This is a genomic window from Maribacter vaceletii (assembly GCF_003634105.1).
GTDB classification, from domain to species: domain Bacteria; phylum Bacteroidota; class Bacteroidia; order Flavobacteriales; family Flavobacteriaceae; genus Maribacter_B; species Maribacter_B vaceletii.
The window spans coordinates 338,958-355,333 of record NZ_RBIQ01000007.1 but is presented as its reverse complement, the minus strand read 5'-3'; the positions used below and the strand labels follow the sequence as shown (position 1 = coordinate 355,333).

Below are 16,376 nucleotides of genomic sequence, written 5' to 3'. Positions count from 1 at the left end.
TATAAGATGAAGACAGCGACATTAAATACAGACACAAGTACATTATCGGAAAACGGAATTCAGTATCCTTCTAAAGTAATGTTAGACCTACATAATTTAAAAAAAGTATACCCAACTCCAAAAGGAGATTATGTAGTGTTAGAAGACCTAAACCTTCAGATTATGAAGGAAGAATTTGTAACTATTATTGGGCATTCTGGTTGCGGAAAAACAACTATGTTATCTATGATTGCTGGTTTAAACCCTATTTCTGGCGGTAATATAGCTGTATTAGGTAACCCAGTAAAAGGTCCAGGACCAGATCGTGGTGTGATTTTCCAAGCACCAAGTCTTATGCCTTGGATGACAGCTCTAGAAAACGTTATGCTAGGTGTAAACCAAGTTTTTCCTCATGCTTCTAAAAAGGAGCGTAAAGATATAGCTAAGTATTACTTACATAAAGTTGGTTTAGATGGTTCTTTTGATAAAAAAGCAATAGCACTTTCGCAAGGTATGCAACAGCGTGTAGGTATAGCAAGAGCATTTGCCATAAAACCTAAAGTGCTGCTTTTAGATGAGCCTTTTGGAATGTTAGATTCTTTAACAAGAGGAGAATTACAAGACATATTAATTGAAATTTGGAATAAAGAAAAAATAACAGCAGTAATGATTACACATGATGTGGATGAAGCAATTTTCCTTGCAGATCGTGTGGTTATGATGACAAGTGGACCTAGTGCTAAAATTGGAGATATTTTAAATATAGATTTTGAAAGACCAAGAACTAGAAAGTCAGTTTTAGAGCATAACGATTATTACAAATACAGAAAACATTTAATTGAGTTTCTAGAGCATTAAAAATAGAGTACTAAAAAAACTATAAAATGTTCAAGCTTTAGCTAAAAACATGACAAGCATCATAAAATCAAGTAATTAAAAAAAATATTTTTATCACATCAAACAAACTATTATGAAAAAACAATTATTACTTTTAAGTATAGCCTTATTAAGCATCCAATTTGGATACTCGCAATTTATATTAGAAGGTGAATTTAGACCTCGTGCAGAATATTTTGGTAATGGAGGTAATTTTACAGGGGGTACTTTTCCTGCACAAACTGCAACAGATGCAGATGAAGGTTTTATAAGAACAACAGTTAGAGCTGCAATAACAGCTAAGTATACAGCAGAAACGTATACTGTTTTTACTAGTTTTCAAGAAGTTTTTGCTTTTGGAGATAGGCCACAAATAGCTACCAATAGTAACGGAAATTTTAGAGTACAAGAAGCTTGGGCAGATTTAAAATTAGGTGCATCTTCAAGTTTTAAAGTAGGGCGTCAGCCATTATCTTATGACGATCAAAGAATTTTAGGTGGACTAGGATGGGCACAACAAGCCAGAACACACGATGCTGCCGTGTACAAATACAAGAAGAACAAATTTAGTTTAGATCTTGGTGGTGCTTTAAATACAACAGCAGATGAAGTGTACAATACTTCAGCGTTATTTTCTTATAGAGACATGGTATTCTTAAGAGCAAATACGAAAGGGGAAAAGCTTAATTTTTCTTTCTTAGGATTAGTTAATACGTTCCAAGACTCTAATGTAGACGGAGATGATAAGTCAAGTTTAGTAACTGCAGGCGTTCACGCAGATTATAAAGCTAAAGCATTATCATTAGGTGCTAACTTATTTCTTCAACAAGGGCAAAGAATAGGTGGAGTGGATGTTAAAGGCGCACTTTTAGCAAGTTTATCTGCTAAATATAAAGTTTCAGACAAATTAACTTTAGGAGCTGGTTTTGAAACTATTTCGGGTAGAAAAGATGATTCTGCAGCTTTCTTCCCATTATACGGTACTAACCATGCTTTTAATGGTTTAATGGATAGGTTTTACGTAGGAAACCATGGCAACGCTGGAGGTTTAAATGATTTTCAGGTTTCTCTAGCGACTAAAATCTCTGGTTTAGCGGTTAGTTTAACTGGACATTCTTTTTCTGAAGTTGAAGATGTTAATGGTTTTGATGGTAAAGGTTTAGGAACAGAATTAGATTTGGTAATAGCAAAACAATTTAAGGAATTTAAGTTGGTAGGAGGGTATTCTCATTTCTTTGAACCAAGTGAAATTGCGGATACGCCAGGTGTAAAATCAACACAAAATTGGGCATGGGCAATGTTAATTATAAAGCCTAAATTTTTAAATACAACAAAACAATAAGTTATAAAAGAGGCTTTGCTTCGAGCAAGCTATCACGGTCCTTTAGTTTCAGTGGCTGTGGTAGCTTTTTTTGTACTACGTATTTTAAATTATATTTGTAGAAATTTGAATATTTTATGAGTACAACTACAAGCATAGTTCTAGCAGATGATCATTCTTTAGTAAGAGACGGTATTAGAGCGTTATTAGAAAGTGAACAGGACTTAGTGGTTATTGGGGAGGCTTCTAATGGGCAAGAAGCTATAGCAATGGTTAAAGATAAAAAACCAGAAATTTTAATCATAGATATACGTATGCCTGTTTTAAATGGTATAGATGCTGTTGCACTTTTAAATAAACAAAATGTAGCGGTTAAAACCATTATACTTTCAATGCACGATTCGGAAGAATATATTCTAAAATCTGTTAGTGCAGGTGCTAATGGGTATTTATTAAAAGATACTGGTAAAACAGAATTTATAAAAGCTATACATACCGTTAGAGAGGGAGGTAAGTATTTTAGCGGAGCAATATCTAATGTGTTGGTAAATAATTTATTAAACCCTTCTAAGGAAACTCCTGAAGAGGTTAGTAAAGAGACAGAAAAAGAAACTCCTTTTAATCTTACCAATAAAGAATTAAAAGTACTAGAGTTAGTTTTATCTGGATTAACGAATAAAGAAATATCAGAAAAATTACAAAATAGTAAACGTACTGTAGAAACCCACAGGTTTAATTTAATGCGTAAAATGGAAGTTAAAAATTTAATGGAACTTTCTAAAAAAGCACAAGATTATAATTTAACTAGTATCTAATTAATCTTCTTTTAACTTTTGTATAATCTTACCAACGTTTTTTTCCTCAAAGAAACTAATTAGCTTTAATCCTGTTCTAATAAGAAAAGCTTTTGGTGCTTTTATAATGGTGCTTAAAGAGAGCACTAGTTGGTCTATTTCTTGTACAGCTTTTTTATTTTCAACTCCATCTAGAGAATGTAAATGCATAGCACTAATCCAGGATTGTTCTCTGGCTTTACGCATACTAAAATCTATAATTTGTTCATCAGATTTTGCACCAACAACATCCAATAAAAATAATAACGGAGATACTCTTCCTAATCTTTTTTGGAGTTCATTGGTAATATTAAAAAGTACTGTGTTTACAGCATTAAAGTCCTTTGCAATAGCTCCAATATCTTTGCCTTTCATAGTTTGGCTTGTAGCAATGCCTAAATCTAAATTTATATGTGCATTAATACCAAGCATTATATGTTGTAGAATGGTAAGAGGCTCTGTTCTGCATTGAAAAGAAAATTCCCAACATTTACTTACGGGAAACCCTTTTTTATAATTATGATAAGCTTCTAAATATAGATTAGCAAAGGCTACATCCATTCGTTGTAGTTGATCATTATCTTCAAAATTACCAAGTTCTACTTCTTTAAGAACTTCGGCTGTAGTTCTTCTATAAACATAGGCAAATAGACCTAAGCGATCGTTGTTTGCTATGGCATCATCTATTATAAAATCTAGTTCCACTAGAACCTCAGAAATAGTGCTAGGTTTATGCATATATGTATAAAGTTAAGCTATTTGTATTGTTCAAAAAAAATAGGATTACCGTCTGGGTAAGTTATTATAAACAACTATTAGAGATATTTTTTATTGTATTTACGTCATTCAAAGACTCTAATACAATATTAAATTCTTTCAGAGTTAAATATATTATGTTTATTAGAAAATGTTCCTAATTCAATATTAATTAATAGTATAGTTGGCTTATTTTTAGAGCAGGAACTTTAGATTTTAAAAACGTATGCATTTTATACATTAATGATTGTGTTACTTCTATTTCTAAAAAAAGCAACTATAGCAACAAGAAGCATAAACGCTGCTAAAAAGTAAACAAATTGAGGAATTGGCACTGGATCACCTGCCGCATAACTATGTAATCCTGACAGATAATAATTAACTCCAAAAGATGTCATTATAATAGACCAAAAGGCAAACATACTGGCAACGTTTAGCACATAGCTGCTTTTTAAAGCCGGTACAAAACGTAAATGCAATACTATAGCGTATACTATAATACTTATTAATGCCCATGTTTCTTTTGGATCCCACGCCCAATAACGGCCCCAAGACTCATTTGCCCAAATACCTCCTAAAAAGGTTCCAATAGCTAAAACAAACAAACCTATGGTCATAGAAGACTCATTTATATAGGTTAGTTCTTTTATTTTTAAATCTATCCTTTCTTTGGTTTTTGGTGTTTTTATTATCATTAAAATAAGTGCCATTAATCCTAATACTGCTGATAATGCTAAAGGAGCATAACTACTAACAATAGTTGCAACATGCACTTTTAACCAGTACGATTTTAGTACTGGCATAAGGTTGGTTATTTCAGGATTAATCCAATCTAAATAACTCACAAATAATAAGGCTCCAGAAAACAACGTTGCTAAAGGCAATGCAAAGTCCGATTTTCTAAAACTTAGAAAACCGCATAACATAAGTACCCATGCTACAAAAATTAGCATTTCGTACCCATTACTCCATGGTGCATGCTGTGCCACATACCAACGTAATATAATATTACCACCGAATAGTATAAAGCTTATAAGGGTTATTACAATGGCTATATTCCAAGCTATTTCTATGCCTTTTTTATCGGTAAATACTTTTACCATGGCTAATACTAAAAGCACTAATCCTATCATGAAAAGTACTTGAAATAGCCAAAAATTAAGGTTTAAATCGTTATACCAAAGTTCTGCAGCAATACGCTTTTCACTCGGAATAATATCTTTGCCTAAAACATTCTGGTAGGTATGTATATAACCTAATTGCTCTGTAGCATCTTTCCATTTTTGACCAGCTACATTGCTAAAATAAGCTGGCATTATTCCCTTAGCAAAATTACCGTCTTCCTCAGGAAAGTCCTGAAAATGGTGGGTATAGGTAAACCAAGTATTATTAGTATCGTTACTATTTGGAAAAATCTTTAAATAGTTACCAATAAATACATTGTAGAGAATATTAAAACGCTCATCTACTTTTAGAACTTCTTTATCAAACTCATTGCGTTCTGCTGGTTTTTTCTGGTTGGCAATTTCTACATCTCTTGAGAACCTATATTCCCCACCTTCGCCTAATAGGTTTTGGAAAGAAATAAGTCCGTTTTCTCCTAATTCTAAAGACTCGTAAATAGTGCCTAGTTTTTGCTTATCTATCTTTATAATTGGAACTTTTTCCCAATAATTTGCAGAGACATGCATAGCCAAAAAAGTTTGGTTAGCATCTAGTTTTACCGTTGCCCCATTCTGGCTTAATTTAAAATATGGTTTACCAGATATCTTGCGCAAAAATTCTGATGCTAGCGTATTTATAGGTTTTATTCTACCGTCTAAATCTTGCACCATAAGCCTCCCAAATAAAGTGGCATGATCAACATCTATAATTTGTTGCGGTTGTTTCTCTTGGGTTTGAACAGGATTGGCATGCAATGCACCAAAACCTAAAAATAACAACATTAGCAGCAATGCCTTCTTTTTCTTTAGCTTATTCAGTTTTTTATTTACTTCTCTAAATCTAGAAGCTTTTCCAAAGAGTGTAAAAAACATACCTACTCCCATTAACAAATAACCTATATAGGTAACCCAAGTACCTAAAGCATCATGATTTACAGAAAGAACGGTGCCTTGCTCATCGGTATCATAACTTGCCTGAAAAAAGCGGTAGCCTTTATAATCCAAAACGTTATTCATAAAAATACGATAAGGTGTTTCTACACCTTCATCTATTACTGTTACCTCACTAGCATAAGCAGACGGACTTGTAGAACCCGGATAGCGTTCTAATTGAAAATCGTTTAACTTAATAGAAAACGGAGTTTCTTGTGCTTCTGCTCCATATGACAATAGCACAGAAAGGTCATCAAATTCCGCCAAATGCTCCGTTGGTAAAAACCCTTGTCTGTATAAAAGGTTTGTGGTTTTTGTTTCGCCATTTAGAACCACATCTACCAATAAGGCATCATCCTTATTAGGGTCATTATCTTTTATTTTATCAGAAGTGCTAACAATAGCAATTTTTGCTTTGGAATAAAAAGCTGTGGGAACAAAAGAAGCATCACCATCTCTATACAAGGTTCTTAAAGTCATATTCATCAGGGTATCTTTCATAATTACCCCAGCATTTTGTGATGCCATTATAAAGAAATCTAAATCTCTTGGTGTAAGCATTTTAAAGTCCCCATCTTTCTCGATAATATTAATAACACCTTCTCCTTCGGCCTCAAAACCAACCAAATGTTTGTGCTCTCCTATTTGTTCTATTTCTCCCTTTTCTAAAAAAACGGTTTCTCTACCATTTCCAGAAGTAACTACAAGCTCTAATAAAGATTTTCCACCTTCTACATTATCCTCAATTTTTGGTAAAGCATCGGCAACAAATTTGTTGTATTTAATCTCTATTGGCGTATTTTCAAATTCTGTTTGTATAGAAAAATCGTTATTGGTTAAAGGTGAAAAGCTGATTTCTTTAAGTACTACTTTTGTTGTTTTCCCGTCAGATATTTGTGCTTTTATAAAATTAGCATCTGATATAATTACATTAGAAGATGCGCCTTCTCGAATACGCATAACACCACCATAGGATGTATAGCGTGTAATCCCTGCACCAATTATAATGAGTATAAATGCTAAGTGAAAAAGAAGAATGGCCCACTTTTCTTTTCTAAGAAGATTGTATTTAAAAATATTAAGAAAGAAACTAATGGCTAAGCCAACCATAACGAGCTCGAACCAGAGTGCATTATAAATTAATTTCCATGCTGTAGCGGTACCATAATCATTCTCTACAAATGTGGCAACTGCCATAGCAACTCCAAAAGTTAAAAGAAGTAATAAGGCTAATACAGGAGAAGCTAGTATTTTATATAATCTTTTTGTCATATCATTCTTAAAAAAAATATCCTCATACACTATAACAGCGATGAGGATACGTTATATAATTTTTTCTAGTGTATTAGAAATTTAGTTCATTGAAATTGCTTTTGTTTCCATTTTAGCCTCACGAGCTTTTGCAGCTTCCATCCACTTTGGTAATAAATTCTTTTTAAAGGCCTCTTTATCTGCCTCTAATTTTTCTATATCCATCCCAATATATTTTTGCGCTTTTTCTTTCGTAGAAATATCTGGCATCTCTACTGGCTTGTTATGACCTAAATCTGCTAATAAACGTGCTAATTTAACTCTAGCTTCCGCAGCTACATCTAAACCACTACCAATTACTCTTCCTATTTCTACAGGTGAATGGAAAGAGGCTCCGTGAGAAGCTGCTGAATAATCCCAACGCCATTGTGCGTGACGAATATCTTGTAATACCGGTTTCATTTGATCTTCCGATGCTCCCAACTCCCATGCTTTTCCTGCTTCTACGTGTGCTTTTACTAATAAGTTTTCTAACTTAATTCTGTTTTCGGTGGCTTTACGTTGACGTTCGTAAACGTTCTCCATTAATTTTTCTGATTCTTCTCTATGACATGTTTGACAAGCATTAGCCATATTGTTTAAAGGAGATTGTACATGGTGGTCTGTAAATTTCTGACCGCCTTCACTCTTATATGGCATATGACAATCTGCGCAAGAAACACCTCTATCAGCATGCACGCCAGTTTTAAAAGTTTCATATCCTGGGTGTTGCGCTTTTAGCATTGGTGTTTTGCTAATTTTATGTGTCCAATCTGAAAACTCTAAATCGTCATAATACTTTTCCATGTCTTCCACAGCCATTCCTTCTTTCCAAGGAAAAACTAAATATGGTACACCTTCTTTACCTGGTAAGTTTTTATTAAAGTAATATTCTACGTGACATTGTGCACAAACTAAAGAACGCATTTCTTGGTGTGTTGCTTGGTTTATATCTTTTCCCATTGCATCAAAAGCCTCAACCAATGCAGGTCTTGTAATTTTTAGTTTCATATTATCAGCATCGTGACAATCTGCACAACCAATAGGATTTACTATTTCTTCTCCTTTATCTGCCCATTTTCCAGAATAAAATTCTGTTACTCCGTTTTCACTCATTAATCTTGGAACATCTGGGCTCTTACACGTCCAACAAGTAGCTGGCATAGGGCCATCCCCTTTACCTGTTGGCCCACCTGTTCTTAAAGTATTATGAATATCTTCTATCGCATAAGAGTGCCCTCTTCCTTGGTTATAATCTTTAGAGAAACCATATCCAGCAAAAAGAACCACTAGTCTAGGGTCTTCCTCTAACACATCGCGCATTGCAGAACCACCTTGGTAGCTAGCAAATGTTGTATCTGCAGTTTGTAACCAAGACTGGTATTCTTTTGGGTAGTTTTCTCCCCAAACCTCATTCCTAGGTTCATTTTCGCTAATATCTACCTTGGGTACATATTGGTACTTTGCTTCGCTTTTTCGATTAATGATACTAGATGCAAGTAATCCTAATAGAAAAACTGCAATAATGGTTACAATGAATAAGACTTTATTTTTCATATTCTTGGTAGTTATTTGTTCGTTTCTTTTTCTAACCAAGAAGGTATAACAGCTTCTTCTTGATCGGTTGGTAATGGTGCTATATTATATTGTAATGTTGAAATTCCTTGAACTTTTCCATGTGGAATCTCCACATGACAGCTCCAACACTGTCTTTCTGTTCTATTTGCTGCATGGTTATCTATCCAACCATCATATTTAGTTTGTGTTACCTGCTGAACATGACAACGAATACAATTGGCTTGTACTACTTTTTGTGATGCCTCTTTCATAGTTATAACATCTGGTTCTGCTCTTAATGTAAAAACGGAAGCATGATATAATCCGTCTTTGGCTTTAAAAAAGTATTTGTTTACCACATTGTCTTGAGGAACGTGGCAATCATTACAATTTGCCCATTCTCTATGCGAGCTATGCATCCATCCATTATACACTGGAGTCATAACATGGCAGTTAACACATGCTTCTGGATTGTCTGACATGTAGGAAACCACTTCTCCTTCTTTAGCCAAAAAAAGACCTATACCTATAAATACAGCGATAAGAAAAACCGCTGTGGTTCTCCATTTGGAGTTTTTTTTAGGCAATATTTTAGACGTGTTTTTCAATTTTTGGGTGGTTAATTATATAACAAATATATATAATATAAAAATACATATATAGCTGATTGTCAGTATTTTTATGTAAAAAATTGAATTTTAAAAGTAAATACTATTTTATGATAATTATCATTTTTTATTTAAAATAATTTATATAAAAAATGAGTTTATATTACGATTTTATTATAGTTATTAATAAAATAGTGAGTTAGATTTTTGTCTTGTGTAAAAAAAAACAATTACTCCGTAATAAGTATTCCGCTTTTCATTTCTAATTCTGAAGGTTTTTCGAACCAAGTTTCCATAAAGTCAAAATTTTCCTGACTCACTTCAAATTCAAAAGTTTCTCCTTTTTCTGTATTTCTTTGAAATACTCTTTGCAGTCTTATTTCTTTAGAAATATCTAAAAAATGCGTAGTTGTTTTAAAACCTTTTGATGTAGCAAACGTTCTAAATTTTTCACGGTGTGCTAATTTAGAAAGACCTAAATCTAAAATAGAATCTACACCTGAAGCTTCTAATTGTTCTATTAAATTGCAAATCATTTTTTCTGCTCTTTCAATCCTTTCTAGGAACCAGTTTAATCCATCGGTTTCTTTTTTGTCGGCAAGAAACAAAGTATTGTTCCATGTATCTATTGAAAAAATGATACCATTGTTTTTTGTTTTTAAAGAGTTAGAGTATGTTGTTTTTCCAGAGCCAGTATTGCCAACAATTAAATGTATCATTCTATTTTTTTAAAATTATATACTATCTTCCTTATCACTAAAACGCATTTTTTTCTCCACTTTTTTAAGCATTTGTGCTATTCTATTAGCTTTAGTTTCTTCGGTTTTAGCTTGGTATATCCAATCTACATAGGTTTTTTGTTCTCCTTGGGTAAAAGAAGTGAAATTTTTAAAAACTTGTTTAGGTTCGTTTTTAAAACATTCTAAAATCTCAGCCGGAATTTCTAAAGAAGATGTATCTGCATATAAAACAACATGGACATAATCTCCTGCTTGCTTTTTAATTTTTTTCCGAATCTCCGCTTTTACTGGTAAAAACAATTTGCTATTCCCCATGGGCATTAGCTTGTATTGTTTTAGAGAATACGAATCAATGGAACCTTTTACTTTTACCCATCCAAAAGGGTTGTTTTTGTTTTGAAGGACCTCAGGTATTTCGGCATAGGTCCAGCCACCTTTACCGTGAAATTTTTGAAGTAAGTACTCTTTATTTACTAAAGGCTTTTCGTCTTGCATTATTTGCTATGGTACTAATAAACAAACCTAAAGATATAGAATTTGTTTGTTATTTAGCTAAAGCTTTTTTTCTTTTTATACGTTCTTCCGTACCAAAGTAAAATTCCGGTAACTGGTAAGGTTGCGGTAAGTAGGCTAACTAAAAAAGCAATTATTTTACCAATAATGCCACCTATAGCTCCAATATGAATATCATAATGCATACGTAGAATTTTATCTGCTACTTTAGCATTTTTATATTTGCCATAGATGCTGGTTGTCTCTAATTCTTCTAAAGTGTTTTGGTCAAAAAAACGAAAATCAGAATCGTAAAATGTACTTTTATTGTTAGAGACTTCTATATAAATACTTTCTTCTTTTGTTTTAGGGTAATGTAACTCAAAACTTTCGGCTTCTGGAGACTCTTTTAAAAGTTTAGTAATTAAAAAATCCATAGGAACTGTTTTTTCATCAATTACAGGTTCGCTTGTGTTTTCTGGGATTATAAAACGAGCATCTTTTTCTCCTCCGGATGAAATATAAACTACATATTTAAGCCAGTTATAAGAAATCATAGAACCCGTAAAGGCAAGAATTAAAGCAAAGGAACAAATGTAAAAACCAACTACGGTATGTAAATCAAAGTTTTTACGTTTCCATTTGGTGGTATCTTTCCAATCCAATTTTAGGCGTTGTTTTAAGTTTTTTCTTTTTTTAGGAATCCATAAGATAAAACCAGAAATAATAATAAGAATAAAGATTAATATGGATGCACCTACTACTTGCTCTCCAATATCTTTAGGTAGCCATAAACGCATATGTCCTTTTAAGGTAAAAGCAAAAAAACCTGAAAGGTGGTTGTCTATTTGTATTACTTTTCCAGTATACGGATTTAAAAAAACACTTTGATAAAATTCTGGTTCTGCATCATAGAAAATAACCTCAATAGCATCATCTGCTTTTCTAAAAATAGTGCCATGAATTGTATTTTCTGGAAGTTCTTTTTCGGCATATTTTTTTGCTTGTGTTGGTGTTAATATAGCTTTATCTTGTATTTCAACCTTTTTGTAGTCATCATATATACTTTCTATTTCTTCTCTAAAAGCCCAACAGCAGCCAGTTATAGAAACAATAAATACTACTATGCCAGTAGCTAAACCTAATATTTTATGGAGTTGAAATATAACTTTTTTCACTTTGTTATTTTGTTTACTCGATAATCGAGATTTAAATGCTCCGAGGCTTGCCTCGAAATCAAAATTAGTTTCCTAAAATACCTCATGGGCTTACCCCGAAGTAGATTACTAAAAAAGCCTAATTATAGGTGTGGGGAATGCCACCTATAATTAGGTTTAAAACTAAAATTTATAATTTACTGCTGCTAAAATTACTCTTTGTTGTTGTGGGGTTACAGTGCTCCATCCAGAGTAATATGTTTTGTCGCTTAAATTGTTTCCTTTAAGACTAAATCTAAAGGTATCTGTTTCATAATATACAGATGCGTTAAAAATGGTATATCCAGGAATGTAAAAACTGCCAGTGACAGACTTATAATCTACCATAGTGTCATATTCAGATGCACCATTGAACCCTGCTCCAACTCCAAACTTACTTAGGAATTTATAGTCTGCCCAAAAGTTATATGTAATTTCTGGGCCAGATTCTCCATAACGGTTGCCTTCTAAACCTGTAGCAGAAGGAGAGTCTTTAATTTCAGAATCGTTATAACTAAATCCGCTATGTAAATTTAACCCTTTAATTGGGCTTGCATTTAGTTCTAGTTCTATTCCTTGGCTATTTATTTTAAGGTCTTGTGTTTTTGTAGCCCAATAATACTTGTTATCTACATTAATATTATAGTAGCTTAAAGTAGTTTCTAACTTGTTATGAAATAAGTTGGTTTTAATACCAAATTCTAGTTGATTAGCTTCCTCTACATCATAGGATTGTAATGTAGTTTCTCCGGTACCAAAATCTGTTATGTATTGTGGGTTAACATATGAAAATCCATTTTGGTAGTTTGCAAAAACAGATACTTGATTAAGTATTGGTTGATAAACAATGCCAAATTTTGGAGACCAAGTAGATTGGGTATATTCAGTATCATCATCGGTATCTGTATTTTTATCTCCCAGATAATTAAATCTATCATAACGAACACTTCCCATAATAGATAAAGAAGGAAGTATATTTATTACATCAGAAACATAAGCGCCTAAAATATTTTGACGAATATCACTATCTAGGTTTCCTATGCCATTTAAAGCAGTATTAAGGTTTGTGGCATTAATTTCTGGCTCTCCAAAAATTAAATCTCCATCAATATTTATGGTGTGTAAATATCCCCAGTTAGAACTATTGTCTATAGTTTTTGTATCTAGATAGTCTACCCCAACAAGTAATTTGTTTTTTAAATCTCCTAATTTAAAATCTCCAGTAAAGTTTTGTTGCAGATTTAGGGTTTTTGTTCTTGCATCTGTGTCTTGGGCATATAGGCTAAAATTTTCTGTGCCAATAGGAGCTGCTGGGTTTGTCCAGTCTGCAACATTCCATAAGTAGGTATAATACCCTTTAGATTTTGCAATACCACCAGCAATAAGAGTTTGTGAAGACCAATTGTCTGTTAATTTCCATGCAATTTCTCCGCGGTAATTTTGTGTTACATTATCTATGGTTACATCATTATTGGTGAACGATAAATTGGTATCGTATCCTAATTCATCAATAGTATTAAATGCTATAGGGCCATATCTATTTAAGAATAAAAAGGTTTCATTAGTTTGTTCGTTACTAGAGGCTTCATAAGAAAAGTTAAAAGCCAATTTGTTATTTACTTTATAAGTTAATGAAGGGGCAATAAAAACCGATTTTTTAAAACCTGCATCTTGAAAACTATTATCTTTTTGAAAACCGGTATTAAAACGTAAGGATAGTTTTTCGGTGTCCGAAATATTTACATCTGCTATAAGTTTAGCAAAATCATTAGTACCGCCAGACATTGTAATTTCTCCTCCCGTACTGTTATATGGTTTTTTAGTAATAATATTTATTAAGCCACCATAAGACGTTACGGAGCTTCCAAATAAAGTTCCTGATGGGCCTTTAATAACTTCAACTCTTTCTACGTTAGAGGGGTTTATAAAACCATTGGTAATACCAGCAACACCATTTACAAGTTGTGGTTGTACTGCAAATCCACGACTAGAATAGTAACCAGCACCATCGCCACTTCTACCAGTAGAGGACCATAGTTTAGAAATTCCAGCTGCATTTTTTAATGCATCTTCAAAGGTATTTACAGACTGCGATATTAATAATTGGCTAGTAATTGTATTATAAACCTGTGCATTTTCTATGTTTTTTAAAGGCATTTTAGAAACGTATGCACTTTTCTTTCTAGAAAATTTATTAGTTCGGCTTCCTTCAACAACTACTTCATTAAGCATTTCATTCCCTTCTAATAGGAAAATAGGTTCTAGGTTTACAGAAGTATTATTGGTAATGTTAATTTTAACTTCTTTAGTTTTAAAACCAATGTAAGATATAGAAATAAGATATTCTCCGTTTGCTACATTTTCTATAATAAACTGCCCATTTTCATTAGTCTGAGACCCGTTTGTAGTATTCTTAAGTATAACATTTACACCAAATAGTGGTTCTTTAGAATTGTCAGTAATACTTCCCGTTATACTTGTACTTTGTGAAAATCCTATTTGTGTTGCTAGAAAAAGTAATAGGATTAGTAATGGTTTGTTCATTTATATTTATTTAGACTCGTTAAAAATAATTTAATTTTCGAGCAAATGTATTCTTTGGAAATCACACTTCCAAATTATTTATAATAAATCTAAATAAGAATTTTGTAAAATGCTGTTTTACTTAAGAATGGCTTTATTTATTAGCTTCGCCAAAGGGTATAATACCCCAAGGCTTGCCTCGAAATTGAAAATTTATTTCCTTTAAATACCTCTGGGCTTGCTCCGAGGTAGTTTACTTTGTAGAAAATAAGCTAATTGTATAGTCTAAAAGTTCTATACCGCCTGTTTTTCCATGGCCAGGAATAACAATTTTCACCCCTGGTTTTTCTTCTTTTATTTTAGAAACAGTTGCAGACCATTCTTTTACATTAGCATCTCCCAAATAGCCTTTTGTTGCATTAAGAGTTTTAATTAGGCAGCCTCCAAAAAGAACATTTTCTTCAGGAATATAGCCTACCACATTGTCTTTAGTATGACCTTCTCCATAAAAGCTAGTAAAAACAGGTTTTTTGCCAATAATTAATTTTAATCCTTTGGTGAACCCTTCTTGGGGTAACACTTTAACCTTATTTTTCTTTGCTAATGAAATAGTTTTAGTACTAGCGTAACTTTTTGTTCCGTTTGCATGAAACTCCTCTAGTCCTCCTAAACAATCGTTATGAAAATGAGTAGCTACTACAGCAGTAATTTTCTTTTTTTGTACGTTTTCAATCCAATGTATAAGTTGTTTAGAAATCGTGTTGTTTGTAGGAGTATCAAAAACAATAGCTTCATCTTCATTAAAATATACCATGCCATTACATGGGACATTTCCAAAGTCATTAGTTTGTAGATAGGAGGTATGAACAAAAGTGTTAGTGCTAACTTCTTTTATTTTTAAACTATCTGTAGTTAACCCTTTTACAGTTTTTTTTGGGGCAGAACAGGAGTAGCAAAGAAAAATACTGAGTAATGATAAAAATGTCTTGTTCATAGAAAAGTATATTTTTTTATTATATAAGATTTATTGGATTTAATTTTCCTGGTTATATAACTCTATTGCCTTTAAATATTTTTGCCCTCCTTTTTTAGTTTGGTCATAGATAAAACCATCCAGTTCTGGATGTTTTTTGCTAACCCAGTTTAATAGTTTTGTTCTGTTTTTAATAAATATTGTATCCTTAAAATCTAGATAATCCGTTGTTTCAATACTACTTATTTTAGTATTTTTAAAATGTATAGTTTGCTTGGTAACAATTGGTTTTTCATGTAAAAATAATATTCTCTTATCCATTTTAGAAATGGTGGCTTTAACAACTTCGTTTTCTTCTTTAATGTCAAGTGTTATGTAAGTAGGTTCAAATATAGCATCCCATTGGAGCCATTCTTTATATTCTGCTATAGAAAAAGTTTGTTTATAATTACTTTCTTTAGTTAAGAGGCTGTCTCTTAATAAAATTTCTATTCCTACATCATTAGAATTGTTAAGGGCTTTGTAGTATTCTTTTGCAATGGTAAGTTTTTCAATTTTTTCATCATAATTTTTACAGGACATAAATCCTATTAATAATAGCATTACAATTATACGTTTATTCATAAGTGATATATTACTCGATAATCGAGATTTAAATGCTCTGGGGATTGCCTCGAAATCAAAATTAGTTTCCTAATAAATACCTCGTGGGCTTGCCCCGAGGTAGTTTACTATTTCTAAGAAGATTTAGAGTCTTGTTTTATGGTATTATATACTTGTTCTAGTTTTTCCCAATAGGTGGTAAACATTCGTTTATTAATTTGAAAATAAGCTTTTATGAAAATAGTTTTTAATTTATTTCTTTTAGATAAGGAGTTTAAAATGCTATTTATTAGCCAGTCCTCATCAAAACCAGTCCAGACACCTGCACCACTTAATAAGTTATAATGTAATACCGGAAAAAGCTCATAGGTATTAATTTCTTTTACTTTTTTTAAAGAGTAAGGACTTTCTATAATTTTTTTTGCAATAGATTTTAAAGTGTATTCTTCAAGTTCTGTATCCAGATAAAAATTAGATAAGGCAATCCAAATAGGTTTTCTTTCTTCTATGTTTAAAGTTTTACTCATTTAAGT

At 32.3% G+C, this 16,376-nt stretch carries 14 protein-coding genes; 3 read left to right on the top strand and 11 right to left on the bottom strand.

Annotated features, from left to right (window positions below; all coding sequences use genetic code 11):
• The first annotated feature begins 6 nt into the window (after positions 1-6).
• From CLV91_RS01640 to CLV91_RS01630, 3 genes are all read left to right on the top strand, one after another.
• On the top strand, positions 7-837 hold the full coding sequence (locus CLV91_RS01640; protein WP_121063318.1) for an ABC transporter ATP-binding protein: 831 nt from the start codon (positions 7-9) through the stop codon (positions 835-837).
• 112 nt (positions 838-949) lie between these two features.
• A complete protein-coding gene (locus CLV91_RS01635; protein ID WP_121063317.1) occupies positions 950-2,197 on the top strand; it encodes an alginate export family protein in 1,248 nt (415 codons plus the stop codon).
• 116 nt (positions 2,198-2,313) lie between these two features.
• Positions 2,314-2,991: a response regulator transcription factor gene (locus tag CLV91_RS01630; protein WP_121063316.1), complete on the top strand. Its 678-nt coding sequence runs from the start codon at positions 2,314-2,316 to the stop codon at positions 2,989-2,991.
• Here the strand turns inward: CLV91_RS01630 and CLV91_RS01625 are convergent, their stop codons facing one another.
• The 11 genes from CLV91_RS01625 to CLV91_RS01575 all read right to left on the bottom strand — a co-directional run bounded on the left by CLV91_RS01625 (position 2,992) and on the right by CLV91_RS01575 (position 16,370).
• Entirely contained in the window at positions 2,992-3,747 is a 756-nt protein-coding gene (locus tag CLV91_RS01625; RefSeq protein ID WP_121063315.1) for a DUF5995 family protein, read from the bottom strand.
• Between the two features lie 251 nt (positions 3,748-3,998).
• Positions 3,999-7,133 carry a cytochrome c biogenesis protein gene (ccsA, locus tag CLV91_RS01620; RefSeq protein ID WP_121063313.1) on the bottom strand — a complete coding sequence of 1,045 codons (3,135 nt, stop codon included), beginning with the start codon at positions 7,131-7,133 and terminating at the stop codon, positions 3,999-4,001.
• A gap of 81 nt (positions 7,134-7,214) precedes the next feature.
• Entirely contained in the window at positions 7,215-8,708 is a 1,494-nt protein-coding gene (gene nrfA / locus CLV91_RS01615; protein WP_121065637.1) for an ammonia-forming cytochrome c nitrite reductase, read from the bottom strand.
• An 11-nt stretch (positions 8,709-8,719) separates the two neighbouring features.
• Positions 8,720-9,316, bottom strand: a complete 597-nt coding sequence (gene nrfH / locus CLV91_RS01610) for a cytochrome c nitrite reductase small subunit (RefSeq protein WP_121063311.1) — start codon at positions 9,314-9,316, stop codon at positions 8,720-8,722.
• A 230-nt stretch (positions 9,317-9,546) separates the two neighbouring features.
• A complete protein-coding gene (locus CLV91_RS01605; protein WP_121063309.1) occupies positions 9,547-10,035 on the bottom strand; it encodes an AAA family ATPase in 489 nt (162 codons plus the stop codon).
• A gap of 15 nt (positions 10,036-10,050) precedes the next feature.
• Entirely contained in the window at positions 10,051-10,551 is a 501-nt protein-coding gene (locus CLV91_RS01600; RefSeq protein ID WP_121063307.1) for a YdeI/OmpD-associated family protein, read from the bottom strand.
• Between the two features lie 53 nt (positions 10,552-10,604).
• Complete coding sequence (locus CLV91_RS01595) at positions 10,605-11,726, bottom strand: PepSY-associated TM helix domain-containing protein (RefSeq protein ID WP_121063305.1); 1,122 nt, start codon at positions 11,724-11,726, stop codon at positions 10,605-10,607.
• A 162-nt stretch (positions 11,727-11,888) separates the two neighbouring features.
• The gene (locus CLV91_RS01590; RefSeq protein WP_121063304.1) at positions 11,889-14,288 is read right to left on the bottom strand and encodes a TonB-dependent receptor; all 2,400 of its coding nucleotides are present in this window, start codon (positions 14,286-14,288) and stop codon (positions 11,889-11,891) included.
• 232 nt (positions 14,289-14,520) lie between these two features.
• Positions 14,521-15,261, bottom strand: coding sequence for a subclass B1 metallo-beta-lactamase (bla, locus tag CLV91_RS01585; RefSeq protein WP_121063302.1), 741 nt, complete (start codon positions 15,259-15,261; stop codon positions 14,521-14,523).
• 39 nt (positions 15,262-15,300) lie between these two features.
• Positions 15,301-15,864, bottom strand: coding sequence for a hypothetical protein (locus tag CLV91_RS01580; protein WP_121063300.1), 564 nt, complete (start codon positions 15,862-15,864; stop codon positions 15,301-15,303).
• A 113-nt stretch (positions 15,865-15,977) separates the two neighbouring features.
• The gene (locus tag CLV91_RS01575; protein WP_121063297.1) at positions 15,978-16,370 is read right to left on the bottom strand and encodes a DUF7079 family protein; all 393 of its coding nucleotides are present in this window, start codon (positions 16,368-16,370) and stop codon (positions 15,978-15,980) included.
• Positions 16,371-16,376 lie beyond the last annotated feature (6 nt).

Excerpts from the sequence above, each read along its gene's own strand:
- CLV91_RS01640 (WP_121063318.1), top strand. The coding sequence starts at position 7 with ATGAAGACAGCGACATTAAATACAGACACAAGTACATTATCGGAAAAC.
- CLV91_RS01635 (WP_121063317.1), top strand. The coding sequence starts at position 950 with ATGAAAAAACAATTATTACTTTTAAGTATAGCCTTATTAAGCATCCAA.
- CLV91_RS01630 (WP_121063316.1), top strand. The coding sequence starts at position 2,314 with ATGAGTACAACTACAAGCATAGTTCTAGCAGATGATCATTCTTTAGTA.
- CLV91_RS01625 (WP_121063315.1), bottom strand. The coding sequence starts at position 3,747 with ATGCATAAACCTAGCACTATTTCTGAGGTTCTAGTGGAACTAGATTTT.
- ccsA (WP_121063313.1), bottom strand. The coding sequence starts at position 7,133 with ATGACAAAAAGATTATATAAAATACTAGCTTCTCCTGTATTAGCCTTA.
- nrfA (WP_121065637.1), bottom strand. The coding sequence starts at position 8,708 with ATGAAAAATAAAGTCTTATTCATTGTAACCATTATTGCAGTTTTTCTA.
- CLV91_RS01605 (WP_121063309.1), bottom strand. The coding sequence starts at position 10,035 with ATGATACATTTAATTGTTGGCAATACTGGCTCTGGAAAAACAACATAC.
- CLV91_RS01600 (WP_121063307.1), bottom strand. The coding sequence starts at position 10,551 with ATGCAAGACGAAAAGCCTTTAGTAAATAAAGAGTACTTACTTCAAAAA.
- CLV91_RS01590 (WP_121063304.1), bottom strand. The coding sequence starts at position 14,288 with ATGAACAAACCATTACTAATCCTATTACTTTTTCTAGCAACACAAATA.
- bla (WP_121063302.1), bottom strand. The coding sequence starts at position 15,261 with ATGAACAAGACATTTTTATCATTACTCAGTATTTTTCTTTGCTACTCC.
- CLV91_RS01580 (WP_121063300.1), bottom strand. The coding sequence starts at position 15,864 with ATGAATAAACGTATAATTGTAATGCTATTATTAATAGGATTTATGTCC.
- CLV91_RS01575 (WP_121063297.1), bottom strand. The coding sequence starts at position 16,370 with ATGAGTAAAACTTTAAACATAGAAGAAAGAAAACCTATTTGGATTGCC.